18 protein-coding genes are annotated in these 19,788 nt (G+C 37.4%); 15 read left to right on the top strand and 3 right to left on the bottom strand.

What is annotated here, in order from left to right; genetic code table 11:
* The first annotated feature begins 4 nt into the window (after positions 1–4).
* From BN53_RS05445 to celB, 3 genes are all read left to right on the top strand, one after another.
* A complete protein-coding gene (locus BN53_RS05445; RefSeq protein WP_009559927.1) occupies positions 5–364 on the top strand; it encodes a PTS lactose/cellobiose transporter subunit IIA in 360 nt (119 codons plus the stop codon).
* 48 nt (positions 365–412) lie between these two features.
* Positions 413–919: a hypothetical protein gene (locus BN53_RS05440; protein ID WP_009559926.1), complete on the top strand. Its 507-nt coding sequence runs from the start codon at positions 413–415 to the stop codon at positions 917–919.
* A gap of 95 nt (positions 920–1,014) precedes the next feature.
* Positions 1,015–2,367 carry a PTS cellobiose transporter subunit IIC gene (gene celB / locus BN53_RS05435; RefSeq protein ID WP_009559925.1) on the top strand — a complete coding sequence of 451 codons (1,353 nt, stop codon included), beginning with the start codon at positions 1,015–1,017 and terminating at the stop codon, positions 2,365–2,367.
* A 71-nt stretch (positions 2,368–2,438) separates the two neighbouring features.
* On the opposite strand, the gene BN53_RS05430 is transcribed toward celB, so the two are convergent.
* Positions 2,439–3,161 (bottom strand): GntR family transcriptional regulator, encoded by a 723-nt coding sequence (locus BN53_RS05430; protein WP_009559924.1) that lies wholly within the window; start codon positions 3,159–3,161, stop codon positions 2,439–2,441.
* A 169-nt stretch (positions 3,162–3,330) separates the two neighbouring features.
* Between BN53_RS05430 and coaBC the strand changes: the two genes are divergently transcribed.
* Positions 3,331–4,515, top strand: a complete 1,185-nt coding sequence (gene coaBC / locus BN53_RS05425) for a bifunctional phosphopantothenoylcysteine decarboxylase/phosphopantothenate--cysteine ligase CoaBC (RefSeq protein ID WP_009559923.1) — start codon at positions 3,331–3,333, stop codon at positions 4,513–4,515.
* On the top strand, positions 4,515–5,327 hold the full coding sequence (gene yidA / locus BN53_RS05420; protein WP_009559922.1) for a sugar-phosphatase: 813 nt from the start codon (positions 4,515–4,517) through the stop codon (positions 5,325–5,327). The genes coaBC and yidA overlap by 1 nt, the downstream gene beginning before the upstream one ends.
* 22 nt (positions 5,328–5,349) lie before the next feature.
* Here yidA and BN53_RS05415 read toward each other — a convergent pair whose 3' ends face one another.
* The gene (locus tag BN53_RS05415; protein ID WP_009559921.1) at positions 5,350–5,961 is read right to left on the bottom strand and encodes a DedA family protein; all 612 of its coding nucleotides are present in this window, start codon (positions 5,959–5,961) and stop codon (positions 5,350–5,352) included.
* Between the two features lie 136 nt (positions 5,962–6,097).
* Here BN53_RS05415 and uvrC point away from each other — a divergent pair, with 136 nt between their 5' ends.
* From uvrC to BN53_RS05375, 8 genes are all read left to right on the top strand, one after another.
* A complete protein-coding gene (gene uvrC / locus BN53_RS05410; RefSeq protein ID WP_009559920.1) occupies positions 6,098–7,900 on the top strand; it encodes an excinuclease ABC subunit UvrC in 1,803 nt (600 codons plus the stop codon).
* A 76-nt stretch (positions 7,901–7,976) separates the two neighbouring features.
* A complete protein-coding gene (gene obgE / locus BN53_RS05405; RefSeq protein WP_009559919.1) occupies positions 7,977–9,284 on the top strand; it encodes a GTPase ObgE in 1,308 nt (435 codons plus the stop codon).
* A 24-nt stretch (positions 9,285–9,308) separates the two neighbouring features.
* On the top strand, positions 9,309–11,237 hold the full coding sequence (locus tag BN53_RS05400; RefSeq protein ID WP_009559918.1) for an acyltransferase family protein: 1,929 nt from the start codon (positions 9,309–9,311) through the stop codon (positions 11,235–11,237).
* Between the two features lie 12 nt (positions 11,238–11,249).
* Positions 11,250–12,188, top strand: coding sequence for a ribonuclease Z (rnz, locus tag BN53_RS05395; protein WP_009559917.1), 939 nt, complete (start codon positions 11,250–11,252; stop codon positions 12,186–12,188).
* On the top strand, positions 12,185–12,979 hold the full coding sequence (locus tag BN53_RS05390; protein WP_009559916.1) for an SDR family NAD(P)-dependent oxidoreductase: 795 nt from the start codon (positions 12,185–12,187) through the stop codon (positions 12,977–12,979). Before rnz ends, BN53_RS05390 begins: the two co-directional genes overlap by 4 nt.
* Before the next feature lie 6 nt (positions 12,980–12,985).
* On the top strand, positions 12,986–13,204 hold the full coding sequence (locus BN53_RS05385) for a lipopolysaccharide assembly protein LapA domain-containing protein (protein ID WP_009559915.1): 219 nt from the start codon (positions 12,986–12,988) through the stop codon (positions 13,202–13,204).
* A gap of 109 nt (positions 13,205–13,313) precedes the next feature.
* Positions 13,314–13,505 carry a 50S ribosomal protein L32 gene (rpmF, locus tag BN53_RS05380; protein ID WP_009559914.1) on the top strand — a complete coding sequence of 64 codons (192 nt, stop codon included), beginning with the start codon at positions 13,314–13,316 and terminating at the stop codon, positions 13,503–13,505.
* A gap of 56 nt (positions 13,506–13,561) precedes the next feature.
* Positions 13,562–15,118: a bifunctional metallophosphatase/5'-nucleotidase gene (locus BN53_RS05375; RefSeq protein WP_009559913.1), complete on the top strand. Its 1,557-nt coding sequence runs from the start codon at positions 13,562–13,564 to the stop codon at positions 15,116–15,118.
* A gap of 73 nt (positions 15,119–15,191) precedes the next feature.
* Here the strand turns inward: BN53_RS05375 and BN53_RS05370 are convergent, their stop codons facing one another.
* Positions 15,192–15,398 carry a YjzD family protein gene (locus BN53_RS05370; protein WP_009559912.1) on the bottom strand — a complete coding sequence of 69 codons (207 nt, stop codon included), beginning with the start codon at positions 15,396–15,398 and terminating at the stop codon, positions 15,192–15,194.
* Between the two features lie 114 nt (positions 15,399–15,512).
* On the opposite strand from BN53_RS05370, the gene BN53_RS05365 reads away from it, so the two are divergent.
* Positions 15,513–18,635 (top strand): DNA polymerase III subunit alpha, encoded by a 3,123-nt coding sequence (locus BN53_RS05365; RefSeq protein WP_009559911.1) that lies wholly within the window; start codon positions 15,513–15,515, stop codon positions 18,633–18,635.
* A gap of 167 nt (positions 18,636–18,802) precedes the next feature.
* A complete protein-coding gene (gene pfkA, locus BN53_RS05360; protein ID WP_009559910.1) occupies positions 18,803–19,768 on the top strand; it encodes a 6-phosphofructokinase in 966 nt (321 codons plus the stop codon).
* Positions 19,769–19,788 lie beyond the last annotated feature (20 nt).

Here is a 19,788-nt window from a genome sequence, read left to right as displayed (position 1 = left end):
TAATATGGCACAAACGACTGAAGAAAAAGAACAAGAAGCATTGATGGCCGCTATGGGCCTTATTGCCAACGGTGGCAACGCTAAGTCACTAGCATTTGAAGCAATCAGAAAAGCTAAGGCTGGCGACATTGAAGGTGCACGCGAAAAGTTGGCAGAATCAGACAAGTCATTGCTTGAAGCCCACAACTCACAAACAGGAATGCTTACTAAGGAAGCTCAAGGCGACCACATGCCTGTTTCATTGTTAGTAGTTCACTCACAAGACCATTTGATGAACGCTATTACTTTTAGAGACTTAGCTGGTGAAATGGTTGACTTGTACGAAAAGTTGTACGAAAGTGGCTCATTAAAGAAAGATAACTAAATCTTATCAGTAGGTCTGATTATCTTTTGATTGCAAAGGAGTGTTTTGATGAGAAGACACCCTAAATATGATCGAGATGTTGAAAAAGTAAAGCATGAAGATAGTATAAAGTATCTATATTTCAGTAGATATTTGATGATTAGATATATCGCTTCAATATTTCTGTTTGCCAATCTATTTTGGATGATACTTTGTATTAATTACCAACAGCTAGTTGGCTTGATTTTATCAGCAGGAATGTTTATAGGTACTGTTGTGGTAGGAATTGAACAGTTATCTAAAATGCATAGTCGAAAGGCAGATGTGCCTTTGACTAGAAAATTTCTCTGGCTGCAATTATCAATGAATCTTCTTTTACTTGTCGTCTTATTAACGCCATTTAGGTCAAGCTTATTTCCATTTGCTAAGGATGGCAATTCAACATTGCTTATTGCTGGTATTTTGTTGATTGGAGTTCTCTTATGTGTAGTTTCAGAACTTAAGATTAACAAGATTATTAATGGTACTGATAGATACACTTCTGTAATCAATACTTTTAAGAAAAATCGGCAATAGTTACTAAAGGATATATTTTAAAGCGATAAAACGCAAAATATATTATAAAATGTTCAGATTTGATAAAGCTTTTTAATATCGAGGGGAGAAGTATTATGGCAGGATCAAACTCTGGCTCTTTCAAAGAAAGATTTGCAGCTGGCGCTGGTAAATTTGCTAGCTCACGATTTGTTAGAGCAGTTATGGACGCGGGATATAGTGTTATTTCATTCTCAATTATTGGGGCATTTTTCCTAATTTTGATGGTATTGCCTCAAGCATTTCCAATTCCAGGATTTGCAGACTTTTATGCAAATACCCTTGGCAGATTTGCTAATTTGTTCCAAGTAGTATACAACTCTACAATGGGTATCTTGTCACTTGTTTTTGCAGGTACATTTGCTTATTCATATACCAACATTTACCGTCAAGAAGAAAAGCTTGATATGGTACCGTTGAACGGTTTGATGATGTTCTTGATTGCCTTCTTCATTACTGTTCCACAATTAGTTTTGAAGGATGGCGTTGTTGGATTTGTTGAAAAGATCAGCAAGTCACAAAACATCATCGGTGGTATTGAAGCAAGTGCTGGTGGTGTTACTAGATTAGGTTCAGTAGGTATCTTTACTGGTTTGGTTATGGCATGGCTTACGGTTCAAATTTACCGCTACACTGTCAAGCATAACTGGAGAATCAAGATGCCAGCTTCTGTTCCAGCAGGTGTTTCTAACTCATTTAGTTCATTGATTCCAGGTTTCTGCGTTGCGATCGTTGTAACTATTATTAACACTGTTTTAGTTCTATCTGGAACTGATATTTTCAAGGTATTGTTTATTCCATTCTCATTCATCAGCAACATTGCTGATACTTGGTGGGGATTCTTGATTATTGTCTTCCTTATCCACTTCTTATGGTGGTTTGGTATTCACGGTGCAACTATCATGAGTGCCTTCTACACACCTATTGTTTTGGCTAACATGGCTGAAAACGTAAAGGGTGCTTCTCACTTCTTCGCAGGTGACCCGATGAACTCATTCGTTATCATTGGTGGTTCTGGTGCTACTTTAGGTATGGCTATCTGGTTAGCATTCCGTGCACGTTCAAGTCAATTGAAAGAAATTGGTAAGGTAGAACTTGTACCTGCCATCTTCAACATTAACGAACCAATCTTGTTTGGTTTGCCAATTGTTTATAACGTTAACTTGATGATTCCATTTATCTGTGCACCTCTTGCTTCAGGTATCGTAGGTTACCTTGCAGTTTCATCACACCTTGTACCAAAGATTATTGTTCAACAACCATGGCCAACACCAGTTGGACTTAGTGGTTTCCTTGCAACTACTAGTTGGCAAGGTGCGGTATTATCTATCGTTTGTGCAATTGTTGCATTCTTAGTTTGGTATCCATTTATTAAGCACTACGACAATGTTTTGTTAGCTAAAGAAAAAGCAGATGCAAGTGCTAAGTAATTAGAATAATCAAATTTGATAAATTTAAAAGAGGTTGATAACCCAGTCCAGGTTGTCAACCTCTTTTTGTGTTAGAAACGATTGTTTTCTACTACCGTGTAAGCACGTCTATCAAATCGACTTCTGCTTCGAGAATATTCAATTGGTTGACCATTAGTCAGCCAAACTATTTGTTCTAGTTCAAGCAAAGGGTCATTTTTATCTGCTTGCAAGTAGAGCAAGTCATTTTCTTCAGATCGGACAGCTTTAATTTTACGATAAGCTCGACCAAACTTCAGATGCAATTTATGGTGAATATAATTATAGATGGAATCATGTAGGACTTTTTCATCTAAGTCTGGCACTAGTTTAACCGGCATAAATGTATATTCTAAAATATATGGTTCATCATCAAGCAAGCGAAGGCGAGTGATATTATATACTGGTTCGTTTTTCTTTAGGGAAAGATTTTTTTGAATGGCTTGATCAGGGAACTCCACTGTGAAGTTTAAAACTTTGCTTTTGATTCGATCTTTTCCTAACTCGTTACCTAATCCAGTGAAAAAGTTTGATGGAGCATCTATTTCATCCTTAATTGGTGTGTCACCAGCAACAAAGGTTCCAAGTCCGGATTGCTTATAAACGATTCCTTGTCGTTCTAAACCATCTAAGGCCTTCTTTACGGTAAGTCTGCTAACATTCATTTCTTGAGCTAAAGTTTCTTGATCAGGTAGTATGGTGTTAGGCTGATAAACACCCTGTTGAATTTTCTCCCTGATTTTTTCTGCTATAATAAGATATTTGCTTTTGGTCATTTTATCATCTAATTTCTATACTTATCGTTATGAAAATCATTTAAGATAAACAATAGCAAATATACACGCATATGTAAACATGATTATCACACGAAGTGACTGTCAATTAAATATATTTATTGCTTGAATAGTAGTATTATTTAGGTATTAAGCGTGATTGAGGTGAAATATGAAAATAACTGTATATATGACCGGTGGAATAGCTGTCTACAAGGCAGTGGAAGTAGTGCGTCATCTTCAAAAAGCAGGCCATAAACTTCGAGTTGTTATGACAAAAAATGCTGAGCGCTTTGTCAGCAGCAATACTTTGGCTGCTTTGACCAAGCAACCAGTTCTAGATGACTTATGGACAAAAGAGCATGAAGCTACTATTCCACATATTGAGCTAGCTAGATGGACACAGCTAGCTATTGTTGTACCCGCTAGTGCTAATTTTTTGGCTAAAATGGCAAACGGGATTGCTGATGATGCAGCTAGCACAACGATCCTAGCAACAGCAGCACCGAAGGCTGTTGTTCCAGCAATGAATGATCAGATGTGGTCCAATCCAGCTACGCAAAGAAATCTATCGCTATTAAAAAAAGATGGCATTGCGATCATGGAACCTGTAGTTGGCTTATTAGCAGAAGGTTACCAGGCTAAGGGAAGAATGCCAGAGCCAGATCAAATTTTTTCTTGGTTGGAGGAAAAATATCTTACAGCTAATAAGAGATTGCAAGGCAAAAAAATTATTGTTTCAGCCGGTGGAACAATTGAGAGCATCGACCCAGTTAGATATATCAGCAATCATTCAAGTGGCAAGATGGGAATAGAAATTGCCAAGGCTGCCAGAGATGCAGGAGCCGATGTAACTTTAGTTTACGGAAATATTCAAGCTGCTTTACCAGACGGTATTAACACGATTGCAGTAAAATCCGCTCAGGATATGTATGAGGCTATTGCTACAAATTTTAATGATGCAGATGTCTTGATCATGGCTGCAGCTGTAGGCGATTGGCGAGCAAAAACTGTTGCCAAAAATAAATTGAAAAAGCAAGCTGATCAAGCAGAACTTCAGCTCACTTTTGTCAAAAATATCGATATTTTAAAAACATTAGCCCACGCTAAAAGAGCTGACCAGCTTGTCATCGGCTTTGCAGCAGAGACAACAGAGCTATTAGAGAATGCGCAAAGAAAATTGGAACAAAAAGGCGCAGACTATATTGTAGCTAATGATGTTTCGCAAAATGTATTTGGCTCAGATGAAGATCAAGTCACTATTTTGGCTCAGAATAAGCAGCCTGAAAAGTGGCCAAAAATGACCAAAAAACAAGTAGCAGAAAAGCTTTTGAATTTGATTAGGAAGAGATTTTAATGAGTAAGATTAAACTAGTAGCCATCGATATAGATGGAACATTAGTTAATTCACAAAAAGAAATAACAGCAGCCGTCAGAGAGGCAATTCAAGCTAGCCGGCAAAAGGGAGTCAAAGTTGTTATTACAACAGGACGTCCCTTATCTGGTGCCAAAAAATACTTAAAAGAGTTGAATTTAGACAATGCTGCTGATGAATACGTAATTAGCTTCAATGGGGCAGCAGTGGAGACTACTGCTGGAGAAGTAATTTTTCAAAAAGGCTTAAATTATACAGACTATGTTGATTTAGAGGCAATTGCTCGAAAATTGAATTTACATTTTCATGCTGTTGGCTTAGATAGAATTTACACAGCAGAAAAAGATATTGCTCCATATACCTTATATAATTCTCGGATTGTAAATTTGGGTATATCATATCGAACACCAGCCGAGATGAAAAATATCAAGATTATCAAGGCGATGTATATCGATCAAGAAGAGTATCTAGATGAGCAAATTCAAAGTCCATTGTTAAAAGCGATGCAGGGGCAAGTGAACTTATCTAAAACTGAACCCTTTTACTATGAAGCAACGGCTGCTGGAATCAATAAAGGCTTTGCACTTAAAACATTGACTGAACATTTGAATTTATCATCCGATCAGGTGATGGCTATCGGAGATCAAGCTAATGACTTGTCAATGATTGAGTACGCTGGAGTTGGCGTTGCCATGGGTAATGCAGTCGAAATTACTAAGGCTGGAGCAGATTATGTCAGTGCAGATTGCGATCACGACGGTGTTGCAGTTGCTTTGAATAAATTTATTGATTAGTCATATAAATAATTATGTAAACTTAATTTTTGATTCTCTTTTGATACCATTTATAAACAAGGTAGGCAAAGAGTACAATAAAGATAATTAAAGCAACAATTGCATAATCATCGATAATTGTGACGATTAGTCCCCAATTTTCGCCGGCAAGTTGACCTAAGTATAAAATAATTGAATTCCAAATAAGACTTCCCCAAAATGTGAGTGCAAGAAACTTGATCATAGAGACTTTGGCTGTACCAGCTGGGATTGAAATTAAGCTGCGCACAATCGGGATGAAACGTCCAAAAAAGATGCTCTTTGTGCCGTAACGATCAAACCAAGCGATTGCTTTAGACACATCGCCTTTTTTGAAGCCTAGTTTTTTAAAAAATGGCAGGCTAACTAGCTTCTCTAAGACTTGTTCATTTAAAAGATAGCCAATTAGATAAAGTACTAATGCTCCAACTAAAGAACCAATAGTTGAACTAATAACTAGCATAGGAAGATTTAACTTGCTTTGAGTTGATAAAAAACCACTGAAGGCAAGAATTACTTCTGAGGGAATAGGTGGTATGATGCCTTCTAAGGCAATCAAAAGAATAACAGCCAGGTAACCAAACTGATTAATAAAATGAATTATCCAACTTATCATATCAATGTTCCTTTGTATAGTGTTTTATTTTTGGATGATATCAAGTAAGTCTCAAAAAGACAAGCATTATAAGAAAAACTTTACTTATTATCGATTATAATTTAACTTGAAAATTGAAAAACTAAGGAGTGTTTTTTTGGCAACTGAGTATATTGAAAATAAGCTAAAATTATTACCTGAAAAGCCAGGTTGCTATTTAATGAAGGACATCACTGGAACAGTAATTTATGTCGGAAAGTCAAAAAATCTAAAAAATCGAGTTAGATCTTATTTTAAAAGCAAACAGGTTGGAAGAAGAGCAGAGCTAGTTGAAGAAATTAGGGACTATGACATTATTACCGTCTCAACAGATAAAGAAGCTTTTCTATTAGAAATAACTCTAATCAAGAAATATCAACCATATTACAATGTCCAATTAAAGCAAGGAACTGGATATCCTTATATTGAAATAACCAACGAACGTGATCCACAAACAAAATTGACTAGTGTTGTCAGAAAAGATAAGGGCTATTACTTTGGCCCATATCCTAATGTCTATGCGGCACAAGCAACCTTGAAATTTATTCAAAAAGTTTTTCCTTTAAGAAGATGCAATGGTTTCCAGGGTAGACCTTGCTTGTATTACCATATGGGACAGTGCCTGGGGGCATGCTTTAAAACGGTTGACGAGGCAGAATACGATCAGCAAATCAAAAAAATAAAGAGCTTTTTGAATGGCGATATTTCTAAAGTTAAGGCTAATTTGACCAAGCAAATGGAACAAGCCTCTGAAAACTTGGAATTTGAAAGAGCAGCTGAAATTCGCGATCAACTGAAATACATTGAAGAAACAGTTGAAAAGCAAAAGATTATCTCAAATGACCATACTCAAAGAGATATTTTCAACTTCTACGTTGATAAATCATGGCTGTCAGTTCAAATATTTTTCATTCGTCAGGCTAAGCTGCTTAGAAGAGAAACTCGGATGTTTCCTCTGACTGATGTGACCGACCCAGAAGATGAATTTGCTTCATTTATAGTGCAATTTTACAATCAAAAAAATCGTATTATGCCTAAAGAAGTTCTAGTACCTAAAGGTCTAGATAACGCCAGTTTAGCAGAAATATTGAAGGTTCCAGTTAGAACTCCTCAGCGGGGCACAAAGAAATCTTTGCTTGATATGGCTAAAGAAAATGCTAAGTTGAAATTAGATGACAAGTTCCGCTTGCTTGAACTAGGAAATAGAAAGACCAAGGGTGCGCAAAAAGAAATTTTTGATGCACTTGGCTTACCATATGGACATATTATTGAAAGTTTTGACCACTCGCACATTCAAGGTGCTGACCCAGTTTCAGCTTTGGTAGTGTTTAAAGATGGAGAACCCGATAAGACGGCTTACCGCAAGTACAAGCTTAAAGGCGAAGTTGAACACCAAAAAGGTGGAGATGAAGTTAAGAATACGCGGGAAGTAGTTCGTAGACGCTATAGTAGACTTCTAAAAGAGCATAAAAAAATGCCGGATTTAATCTTGATGGATGGTGGACAAATTCAAATTGATGCCTGCGAAGACGTTTTAAGAAACGAATTGAATTTAAATATTCCAGTGGCAGGGATGGTTAAGGATGACAAACACCGAACTAATCACTTGCTATTTGGAGATCCTATTAATGGCGTTCCACTAAAACTGATTCCGCTAGATCCTAAGTCTCAGGGCTTTTACTTGATGACAAGAATTCAAGATGAAGTTCACCGCTTTGCAATAACTTTTCACCGTAAAACCCACGCTAAGAATGCTTTATCAAGTAAACTGGATTCAATTAAAGGAATTGGTCCAAAGACGCGTAATAAGTTATTGCGAGAATTCGGTTCTTTGAAAAAAATAAAGGAAGCGTCTATTGATGAACTTAGAGCAGCTGGGTTATCATTGACCCAGGCACAATCAATAAAATTAAGTCTGTAGTTTTAACTAAAATCTAAAAAAGATTAACAACATGTGATATTATTATATAGTTATATAGACGGAGGTAGCGTATTTCATGCCAACATTTGTGGATCAAACTAAAATCGAAGTACAAGCAGGTAAGGGCGGAGATGGTATGGTTGCCTTTCGCCATGAAAAGTATGTTCCTAATGGAGGACCTGCTGGTGGTGATGGTGGCCGCGGAGGAAGCATCATCTTTGTTGCGGATAACGGATTGAGAACCTTGATGGATTTCCGTTATCGTAGAAAGTTTAAAGCCGAAAACGGCGAAAACGGTAGAATTAAGTCACAATACGGACGTGGTGCCAAGGATCTTTATTTGAAGGTTCCTGTTGGCACAGTAGTTTATGATTTTAATACTAATGAACTAATTGGTGACTTAGTTGAAAATGGTCAAGAATTAGTGGTTGCAAAGGGTGGCCGCGGAGGAAGAGGCAATATTCACTTTGCTAACAGTGTCAACACCGCTCCAGAAATTGCCGAAAATGGTGAGCCAGGAGAAGATAGAGTTTTACGTTTAGAGTTAAAACTTTTAGCTGATGTTGGTTTGGTTGGTTTCCCATCTGTAGGAAAGTCAACTTTACTATCTGTTGTTACTAAGGCTAAGCCAAAGATTGCGGCTTATTCATTTACAACTTTGACTCCTAATTTGGGTATGGTTGTTTTGCCAGATGGTCGTGACTTCTCAATGGCTGACTTGCCAGGCTTGATTGAAGGGGCGAGTCAAGGCGTTGGATTAGGTATTCAATTCTTGCGTCACATTGAACGGACAAAGGTAATTTTGCACCTTGTTTCAATGGATCCAAGCAATGAACGAGTAGCAATTGAAGACTACAACACAATCAAGAAGGAACTTGCTAGTTACACAACGGATTTGTCAACTAAACGCGAAATTATCGTTGCAACTCAAATGGATATTCCGGGTTCAGACGAAAAATTGGCAGAATTTAAACAAGCACTTGAAGAGCAAGGAGTTGAAGAACCAATTTTGGCGATTTCAAGTGTTACTCACCAAGGCGTTGATAAATTAATGTTGATGGCTGCAGATCTATTAGATGAGGTTAAAGCAGAAGCTGCAGAGACAGAAGAACAAGTTCAAGATGAAGTTAAGGAATACACCTTTAACAAGGCTCCAAAGGCTAGTGAATTTACCATCGAGAAACTTAGTGAACATGAATATGAGATTCATGGCGAAGGATTGGAAAGATTGGTTCAAAGAACTAACCTTGACCACCAAGATGGTATTATGCTATTAGCTAGAAAGCTTAAGAACTTAGGTGTTGATGACGCATTAAGAGAAAAGGGCGCAGTAGATGGCGATGATGTCTACATTGGCGACTTTAACTTTGAATTTGTACAATAAAAAAAGATAAAGGGAATAGATAAAATGAAAAAGAATCGGTTTATAACTGGGTATTCAGGACTAAGAGCGTTAGCTGTGATAGGGGTGATTTTATATCACCTTGATCCTAATATTTTTGTTGGAGGATATCTGGGTGTACCGATTTTTTTTGTGTTGACTGGATATTTGATTACAGACCATGTCTTTAGATCATTACGAGAAACCAATAGCTATAATTTTAAACGCTTTTATTTGTCTAGATTGAAAAGACTATACCCGCAATTGATTACAGTTTTATGGCTGTCTTCTAGTTGGATTTTGCTTTTTCAGCGCAATTTATTGCCAAAGCTAAATCAAATCGTTACAAGCAATTTGCTGAATGTTTACAATATTTGGCAGATTCATAATGGCCAAAGCTATTTTGAAAGATTTGCTGCTAATCAGTCACCGTTTACTCATCTTTGGACCATGTCTTTAGAAGGTCAATTTTATATCTTTTGGCCAATTGTACTTTTTCTTTTGTATAAGTATGCCAAAAGCAAAAAGATTATCGTCGGAGTATTCTCGACTTTAACCATATTGTCGGCGATAGAAATGGCAGTATTGTTCGTAAGCAAAGCTGATATCAATCGAATTTATTATGGAACAGATACAAGATTCTTTGCTTTAGGTTTAGGAGCGCTTCTAGCAGTTCTTTGGCCAATTGAAGAATTGAGAACAGATGTCGATGCAAAAAGTTCGCTAATTCTTGATGTTACTGGCTTAATTGCTTTTGTAGGGATGATGAGCTTATTCTTCACTAAAGCCATGAATGCTGAAACTGCCTTGCCTTACTTAGGCGGAATGTTTATTTTTACAGTTTTGGTTACAGTTTTAGTCGGAGTAATTGCTCATCCAGGTAGTCATTGGAATAGATGGTTGACCAATCCAGTTTTCAATTGGATTGGGTCAAGAAGCTATGGGATTTATTTGTATCAATTCCCAGTTATGATCTTTTTTGAAGATAAATTTCAAAATATTGCCGATCATCCTGTGCTTTACCGCGTAATTGAATTGGCTATGATCATATTCTTAAGTGAGTTTACTTATCGTATGATTGAAAAGCCGTTTGCTAAACTCACTTTCAAGCAAGCTAAAGCATATTTCAAGCAGACTATTTTAAATAGAGAAGTTCGATTAACGAAAAAAATCCCATTTATCTTTGCTACATTGATTATTATCGTCGGAAGTATCGGAATTGGCGTATCTCCACACGTTAAAGGTGAGGACTTTAATAAATCTCAACTAGCACAAAGAATTAAAGCAAATTCAAAGAAGCAAGCTGCAGATAACAAGAAGATCATTGACCACTTAAAGAAAGAAAAGAAGAAAAAGAAGCAGGCTGAACCAGCTAGCGAGGTTTTGAAACAAGCTAAAATAGCTGCTAAGAAGAATCCAATAAATCAGGATTTTGAAAAGTATGGAATTTCGCAAGTGAACTTGCAATTAGCCAAAAACTTGCAGATTACGGCAATTGGTGATTCGGTGATGGCAGGCTCTAGTGACAATTTGAAGACCTTGATGCCTAAATCAATTATTGATGCAGCGGTATCTAGACAAGTAAATGTTGCTTTTGGCTTGTTGACTAGTTATGCAAATCAAGGCGTTTTGGCTAATAACGTGTTAATTGGCTTAGGAACAAACGGTCCTTTCCCAATGAGTGATGTGGATCATTTAATGCAAATTGTTGGTCCAAATCGACATGTCTTTTGGATTAATACTCACGTTCCTACACGTCCATGGCAAGGTCAGGTAAATAGTTTATTAGCGCAAGCTGGAAAGAAGTACAAGAACTTAACGATTATCGATTGGTATGACTATTCTGCAAGTCATCCTAAGTGGTTCTACCAGGATAAAACTCACCCTACAGTTCAAGGATCGAAGTTCTATAGTACTTATATTGTAAATTCAATTATTAAGAAACTGAATTTTTAGAATGGATATTAAATGGAAATACAATTTTTAGGAACAGGGGCTGGACAACCTTCAAAGCAGCGCAATGTCGCAAGTTTGGCTCTCAAATTATTAGATGAATTGAATGAGATCTGGTTATTTGATGTAGGCGAAGCTACACAGCATCAAATTTTGAGAACCAACATTAGATTGCGTAAAGTTACCAAGATTTTCGTTTCGCACAATCACGGCGACCATATTTTTGGCTTACCAGGATTATTGGCAACTAGATCTTTTCAAGGCGATGTTGGTCCAATTACAATTTATGGACCAGCTGGTTTAGAACAATATGTTCGAACTGCCTTAAAAGTCTCAAAAACCAAGGTTTCATATCCGATTAAGTTTATAGAGTTAACTGGAGATGCTTTAATTTATAAAGGTCAAGGTTTCAAAGTCTACACCAAGAAGCTAGATCACCGAGTAGCAAGTTACGGTTTTAGAGTCGAAGAAGAGTCGCGTCCAGGTGAATTGCTAGTCGATAAATTAGCTCAGTATCACATCCCTAATGGTCCAATTTATGGAAAATTAAAAGCTGGTGAGAAGGTTGAGCTAGAAGATGGTAATATAATAGATGGAAAGGATTTCTTAGGACCAGAAAGACCAGGAAGAATTGTATCTATTATCTACGATACAAGATCCACTCCCGCTATTGCTGAATTATCTAAAAATGCTGATGTATTGGTTCATGAATCAACTTTTGGCGGCAATGAAGCTAAATTGGCTTATTCTTACTATCACTCTACTTGTGTTCAAGCAGCAACAGTCGCTAGAGACAATGGAGTGGGGATGCTCTATTTAGATCATATTTCTGCAAGATATTTGGGCAATGATGCTAAGAAATTGGAGAGGCAAGCACAAAAAGTATTTGAGAATACTCGTCTTGCTAATGATTTTGATTACATGGTAATTCCGATGAAAGGATCAGAAAAATGAGTGACTCACTAAGAAATAAAGTTGTTGTTGTAACAGGCGCTTCTAGTGGTATTGGTAGATCCATCGTATTGGAGAGTGCTGGACGGGGCGCAACAGTTGTTTTGATGGCTAGAAATGTCGACAAATTGACTGAAATCGCTGCAGAAGCAAGAGAATTATCCGGAACTGAGGCAATCGTCTTGCCAACAGATATGGGTAAAGCTGATGAGATCGAAGCAAGCTTTAAGAATTTAATTGCTAAAGTAGATCACATTGATTACTTGGTTAACTGTGCAGGCTTTGGTAAGTTTGAAACCTTTATGGAAAGTAGCACTCAAGATGTAACAAGCATGTTCCAAGTAAATGTCCTTGGCTTGATGTATTTCACCAGATTGATCGGACGCGTAATGATCGACCAAAAACAAGGCCAGATCGTCAACTTTGGATCGATTGCTGGCAAGGTTCCGACTACCAAATCAGCTGCCTACAGCGCTTCTAAAGCGGCGGTTATTCAGTTTTCAAATGTTTTGAGATTAGAGCTTAAGCCATTCAATGTTAAAGTTATGACTGTAAATCCAGGCCCAGTTTACACTAATTTCTTTAACACTGCAGATAAGAGTGGGAAATATGTTGAAAATGTACAGGCATTTATGTTGGACCCAGACGATGTAGCATGGCAAGTAGTACATTATTTCGGTAGCAACAAGCGAGAATTAAACTTGCCAGTTAGCTTGGCTGTTGCTTCAAAGCTATATGCATTGTTCCCAACTGTTGGTGATTTTTTATCATTAGAATTTGCCTCTAGAAAGTAATCTAAGATGGATGAGAATAAAAAACGACAAACAAAATTAGTTATAAGTTTAGTATTGATTTTATTGGCCGTAATATTTGTTGTTTTGAATACTCATCCAGTCGCTATTAACTTTGGTTTGTTCCAATTAAAACTACCTTTAGTGATAGTTTTGGTTGTGATGATCATTATTGGAGTAGTGATTGGATGGTTTTTGGGACAAGATAAACAAATTAAGAAAAATTAATATCTTGATTTATGGCCTCATCAATAGTATGATAAATACCATATGAGTGAATCAAGTTTCTATTTTGGGTACTTGATGCTTAAGACTACAATAAAGGAGATCATAATAAATGGCAGTTCCTGCAAGACATACTTCTAAGCAAAAGAAACGTTCACGTCGTGGCCACATTAAGTTGACTGTGCCAGCTATGCACTATGATGCAACTACTGGTGAATACCGTTTGAGTCACCGCGTTTCACCTAAGGGTTACTACAAGGGTCGTCAAGTTGCTAACGAAAGCAACTCAGCTGACAATAACTAATAGAAAGGCACCTTTTGATTGGGTGTCTTTTTTTATTTCTTTTTTGGAGAAGACTTATGAAATTAATTTTTTTACACTCAAGTGATACACATGGCTTTTTGTTGCCAACAGATTACCAGACTGCTGGAGACTACACTTCACCAATTGGTTTGAGCAGAGTCAGTGCAGTAATTAAGGCTGAGCGGGAAAAATATGGGGCAGAAAATGTTATCGTAACTGATGCTGGAGATTGCCTACAAGGCTCACCTTTAGCCTCATATGCACATTCAACTGAGAATATGGCAGACTTAGATGTTTTTACCCAAGCTTATAACTTAATCGGCTATGATGCGCGTTGTTTGGGTAATCACGATTTTAATTTTGGTTTGGACTATTTGGCATATTACGTCGATAATAACAAAGCACCAATTATCAACGATAATATTTTGGATGCTGAAACTTCAACTCCAGCTTTTGGCAAAGAGTATGAGATTATTGAACGAAACGGAATTAAAATCGGTCTGCTTGGAATAGCGACTCAATACATCCCTCATTGGGAATCTAAGGATCATATTCAAGGCTTAAGCTTTAAGTCAGCCTATGAACAAATTAAGCACTATGCTAAAATCTTGCGTCCTCAGGTGGATATTTTGGCAGTTATGTACCACGGTGGATTTGAAAGTGATCCTCAAACAGGCGAAGCAACAGAACCACACCGCGGCGAAAACGAAGGCTACAAGATTTTAACTAAAATTCCAGAAGTTGATCTGATGTTGACCGGTCACCAACATCGTCGCCTTAACATGGTAGTAGATAATACTGCCTTGGTTCAACCAGGTTATCGTGGAGAAGCAGTTGCAAAGATTGAAGTTGAAATTGATGATCAAACTAAGAAGATAACTAATTTGACCACTAGTTTGATTGATACTAAAGATTACCAGCCAGATCCTAAGATGGTATCTTTAGTTTCTGATCTAGATCGCCGCACTCAAGCCTGGCTAGACCAACCAATTGCTACAATCAACGAACCAGCTCCAATCGAGAATGCGATGAAGGGGAGACTTGAAGGTGCACCTTTCATCAATCTTTTGCAGCAGATGCAAATGTGGTTTACTAAGGCAGATGTTTCAGCTACAGCTGTCATGAGCGAAAAGGCCAAAGGCTTTGGCAAGCAAGTAACTTTAAGAGATGTAATTTTGAATTATCCATATGCAAACCAACTTTGCCGAGTAAAGCTAACTGGAAAAGAATTACGCAATATTATCGAACATAGTTTGAGCTTTTTGCAAGAAGATGAAGCTGGCAACATTACTTTCCTTGATAGATGGATTAAGCCAAAACCTCAACTCTATCATTTTGATGTATTTTATCCAGTTAACTACGAAGCTGATATTTCTAAGCCAGTTGGTGAGCGATTGATCAGTTTGACTTTAAATGGCCAAGAAATCGATGACGATAAAATTTACCATCTAGCGGTTAATAATTATCGTGCAATGGGTGGAGGATTTTATCCAGAATATTCTATGGACAAGATCGAGTTCACTTTGGATAAAGATTACGTTCAAATGTTTACAGAATATCTAACTGAAGCAGATATCAAGGTAGACACTAATAAAAATTATAAATTTTTATAGAAATACAAAAAAACTGTTGAGCCGAGACTCAACAGTTTTTTATTTTCATATAGATAAGTTCGCAACACAAATATTATTTCAAATTAGAATACTTGCTCTTATCTTTATGTGAATTTGCAGTAATTGTAGGAATAATAGCAGAAAATAGAATGCCAAATACGACACCGATAATAACTGCTTGAATAGGATTGAATGTTGTTTGAGTCAATGGACCAGCGATGAAGCCAATGACGATCATGTAAATAACACTCCAAAAAATAGTAATAAGATAACGCCCCATATCAAGATACCTTCTTTCTTCGACAGAAGTATTTTAGCAAAATATCAGTTACAATTCAAACTTTGAAACAGTCCATTTGATATACTAATTATAGCAGAAGAAAGGACGTTTGAAATGGAAGTTGCAGCATTACAAAATATAAGCTCTTTTACTCTTTTGGAAAGTCCAACAAGGATCACTGATTTATTAGAGATTGCCAAAAAGCGCAAGTATGAAGCAATTGCTTTGACCGATGTAAATGTTACCTATGGCTTGGTCAACTTCTATGAACAAGCCAAAAAGATAGGCGGAATTAAGCCGCTGCTGGGGATGCAATTGCGCATCAATGGGTTAGTAACACAAGCAAGCAAATATGATTTGATTTTATTGGCTAAAAATAATGCAGGCTATAAAAATATTTTGAGGCTTTCTAGCAAAGTCAATCTGCAAACTGATAATGGCCAAAACGATAAGATGGTGCTTTTACAAGAGTTGCAAAATGATTTAAACGATTTGATCGTAATCGTACCAGCTAACGTGCATAGTGAGCTCGTTAAGCTACATCAAGAAAATGAATCAATGGGCAGCAATTATTTACGGGAACTGCAAGGCTTGCTAGCAGCTAATAGTTCGCTATATTTAGGTGTATATGCATCAAAAACTCAAGTTGAATATATCGACTATGTAAAAACTTTAGCCAAGCAATTTGATTTGCCTTTGGTTGCACTTGAAGACAGTCAATATTTGGAACCTAGACAGCAATTTTTGCAAAAGACCCTAATGGCTATTAAAAGTGGCCAGCTTCTTCAAGATTATCTGCCTTTGTCAAAGCAAAATGGCTCGCATTATTTAACTTCAAAAGCAGAAATGATCGAAAGATATCATGAATATGATCTAGATCAAGCACTTGAAAATACTTGGAAAATTGCCGAGCAATGTTCAGCTGAAGTTGTCTTTCAGAGTCCAGTTTTGCCAAAGTATCGGCAAGATAAATATCCTACCTCCAAGGAATTTTTATCAAGTTTGGCCAAAAAAGGATTAGAGCGAATCTTTGGCAGCAAAATGATTCCCCGAAATTATGTTCAGAGATTGGCTTATGAATTGAAAGTCATCAATCAAATGGGCTTTGATGATTATTTCCTGATTGTTTGGGATGTTATCAATTTTTGCCATCGAGAAAAAATAACCACTAGTCCAGGAAGAGGCTCGGCTTGTGGCTCGCTTGTCTCATATTGCTTGGGAATTACTGGGGTAGACCCGATAGCTTATAATTTACTGTTTGAGCGATTTTTGAATCCTGCTCGACATGAAATGCCAGATATAGACTTAGACATTCCAGACAATAAGCGAGATCAGGTAATCAGCTACATGTTCCATAAATACGGCAGTGAGCATGCTGCACAGATTTTGACTTTTGGAACTTTGGCGGCTAAACAGGCCCTTAGGGATGTAGGGAGAGTTTTTGGTCTAAGTATGGCGGAATTGTCCAAGTGGTCAAATGCAATTCCATTTTCCAAGACGCAAATTAAGCTGCAAGATGCTTATGAACAATCCAGAGAATTGCGTTTGCTAGTAGATTCTAGTCAGCAAAATCAACTCTTGTTCCAAACTGCTAGAGCGTTAGAAGGTTTGCCTAGACACTACTCAATCCATGCTGCCGGGTTAGTCATCAGTGATCAAGCAATTGATGCTATTTCAGGCTTGCAAGCTGGTCAGATGGGCGTTCCGATAACTCAGCAAACCAAGAAATATGTTGAAAAATTAGGACTTTTGAAGATTGATTTTTTGGGTTTGCGAAATTTGACTATTTTGGGAAATACAATCGATTTGATTCGCTCCCAAGGAATTAATTTTGATCCAAATAGAATACCGTTAAATGATGAACAAACTTTAGACCTTTTTAGAAGAGCTGACACGGATGCAATTTTTCAATTTGAATCTGAGGGAATAAAACAAGTTCTCAAAAAACTGCATCCCGATAATTTTGAAGATCTAGTAGCAGTCAATGCTTTATTTAGACCAGGCCCAATTAAAAATATCGATACCTTTATTGCTAGAAAGCATGGAAAAGAGCCCGTAACATATCCAGATCCTAGTTTGGAACAAATATTGCGGCCAACATATGGCATTTTGGTCTATCAAGAACAAGTAATGCAGACAGCTCAGATTTTGGCAGGCTTTTCTTTGGGTGAAGCTGATATTTTAAGAAGAGCTATGTCCAAAAAGATTCAGGCTGTAATTGATCAAGAAAGGGTCAAATTCATTGACGGTGCTGTAAGAAATGGACATAGAAAAGCAGTGGCTGAGCGTGTCTATAGCTACATAGAGCAGTTTGCAAACTACGGCTTTAATCGCTCTCATGCGGTGGCATATACCAAAGTGGCATATTGGCTGGCATATTTGAAGGTCCACTATCCAGCAGCCTTTTACACGTCTTTGCTCAATTCATCGGCTGCAAATAGCGTTAAAACGCAGACTTATATGATGAATTTGCAAGCTGCATCTGTAAAAGTGAGATTGCCAGATATCAATCAGAGCAAATTAGATTATAGTTTGGACAACAATGAGATCTTAGTTGGTTTGAAGGCGATAAAAGGGGTAAGACAGGACTTTTTGAAAGTTATTGTCGAAAAGAAATCCAGATATAGCTCATTTGAGGATTTTTTGAGAAAAATACCAGGAAAATATCTGCAAGTAGATCCAATAAAATCATTGATTATGGCAGGTACATTTGATGAATTAGAGCCTAATCGAGCCAACTTACTAGCTAATTGTGAAGAAATTATTCAAAATATTCAGTTGACTGGCGAAAACATTGCTCTTTCCAATGCTTTAGGAATTGCTCCGACCAAAGAAATGCCTATGCCAACCAATTCAGAAAAGGCTGAAATGGAAAGTCAGGTATTGAATTTTGCTGTTACAATGACGCCGCTAGTTGCAGTTCAAAAATATGCGAAAAAATTCAATGCAAAGGCCCTAAATGCTTTATCTAGCAACCAATCAGAAGTAGCAGTTGGAAAATTGATGAAGTTAAAGCAAATAAGAACCAAAAAGGGGGAAACGATGGCATTTGCAGTTTTTGCTGATGCCACAAGTCAGCAAGAAGTCACGATTTTCCCTGGCGTTTATGAAAAGATTCATCAGCAATTGAAGATTGGAGAGATATATCTCTTAGGAATCAGGACGCAGAGCGATCGTTATGATATTAACAAGCTACAGTATTTATTGACCAATTTACGTTTAGTTCATTTTAAATAATTATTTGAAATGGACTGAGTTGATCCCATAGAGATGAAAGCGATAACAGTTATATAAAAGGCTTACAAGCAAAAATAAAACCATTTTTTTAGAGATTTTTTTGTAAAAAAATGGTAAGATCTAATTGATGTGAGAAATTACACAAATTATCATGATGAGGTGAATTCATGAAACGGATTGGTATTTTGACTAGTGGTGGAGACGCCCCTGGTATGAATGCAGCTGTTAGAGCCGTTACTAAGACTGCTATCCACCATGGATTAGAAGTTTTTGGTATTAGATACGGATTTGCAGGTTTGGTTGCAGGTGATTTCATTCCTTTGACCACTGCAGATGTTGACCACAAGATCAACCTTGGCGGTACTTTCTTGTACTCTGCACGTTTTCCTGAATTTGCACAAGAAGAAGTGCAAAAGAAGGGTGCAGAACAATTAAGAAAGCACGGCATTGACGCTGTAATCGTTATCGGTGGAGATGGCTCATACCACGGTGCTTTGGCATTGACTAGATTGGGTATTAACTCTATCGGTTTGCCAGGAACTATCGATAATGATATTCCTTATACAGAATACACTATCGGTTATGACACAGCTTCGACTACTGCAATGGACGCAATTGACAAGATTCGCGACACTGCAAGTAGTCACCACCGTGTATTTATTGTTAACGTTATGGGTCGTGGTTGCGGCGATCTTGCTATGCGTGTTGGTTTAGCAAGTGGTGCAGATGGAATTGTTATTCCTGAACGTCCATATGACGTTAAGAAGATTGCAGAAACTCTTAAACATGGCTTTGCAGAAGGTAAAGATCATGGTATCGTAGTAGTTGCAGAAGGTGTAATGACTGCTGAAGAGTTTAGAGAAGAACTTTTGAAGTACGGCGACTTTGATGCACGTGCAAATGTTCTTGCTCACATGCAACGTGGTGGTTCACCAACTGTGGAAGATAGAGTTAACGCAACCAAGATGGGTAACTACGCTGTAAACCTCTTGCTAAACGGCAAGGGTGGTTTGGCCGTAGGTATGGAACACGGCGAGCTTAACACTCACGATATTTTGGACTTATTCGAAGCTAAGCACCAAGGCGACTTTACTCTTTTGGACGTTAATGACGAAATGACTAAGTTAGATTAGTTGATTTTTGGAGAGGATTT

Source organism: Lactobacillus pasteurii DSM 23907 = CRBIP 24.76 (assembly GCF_000297025.1).
GTDB lineage: Bacteria > Bacillota > Bacilli > Lactobacillales > Lactobacillaceae > Lactobacillus > Lactobacillus pasteurii.
The sequence above is the reverse complement of the archived record's forward strand: the minus strand, read 5'-3'. Positions and strand labels throughout refer to the sequence as shown.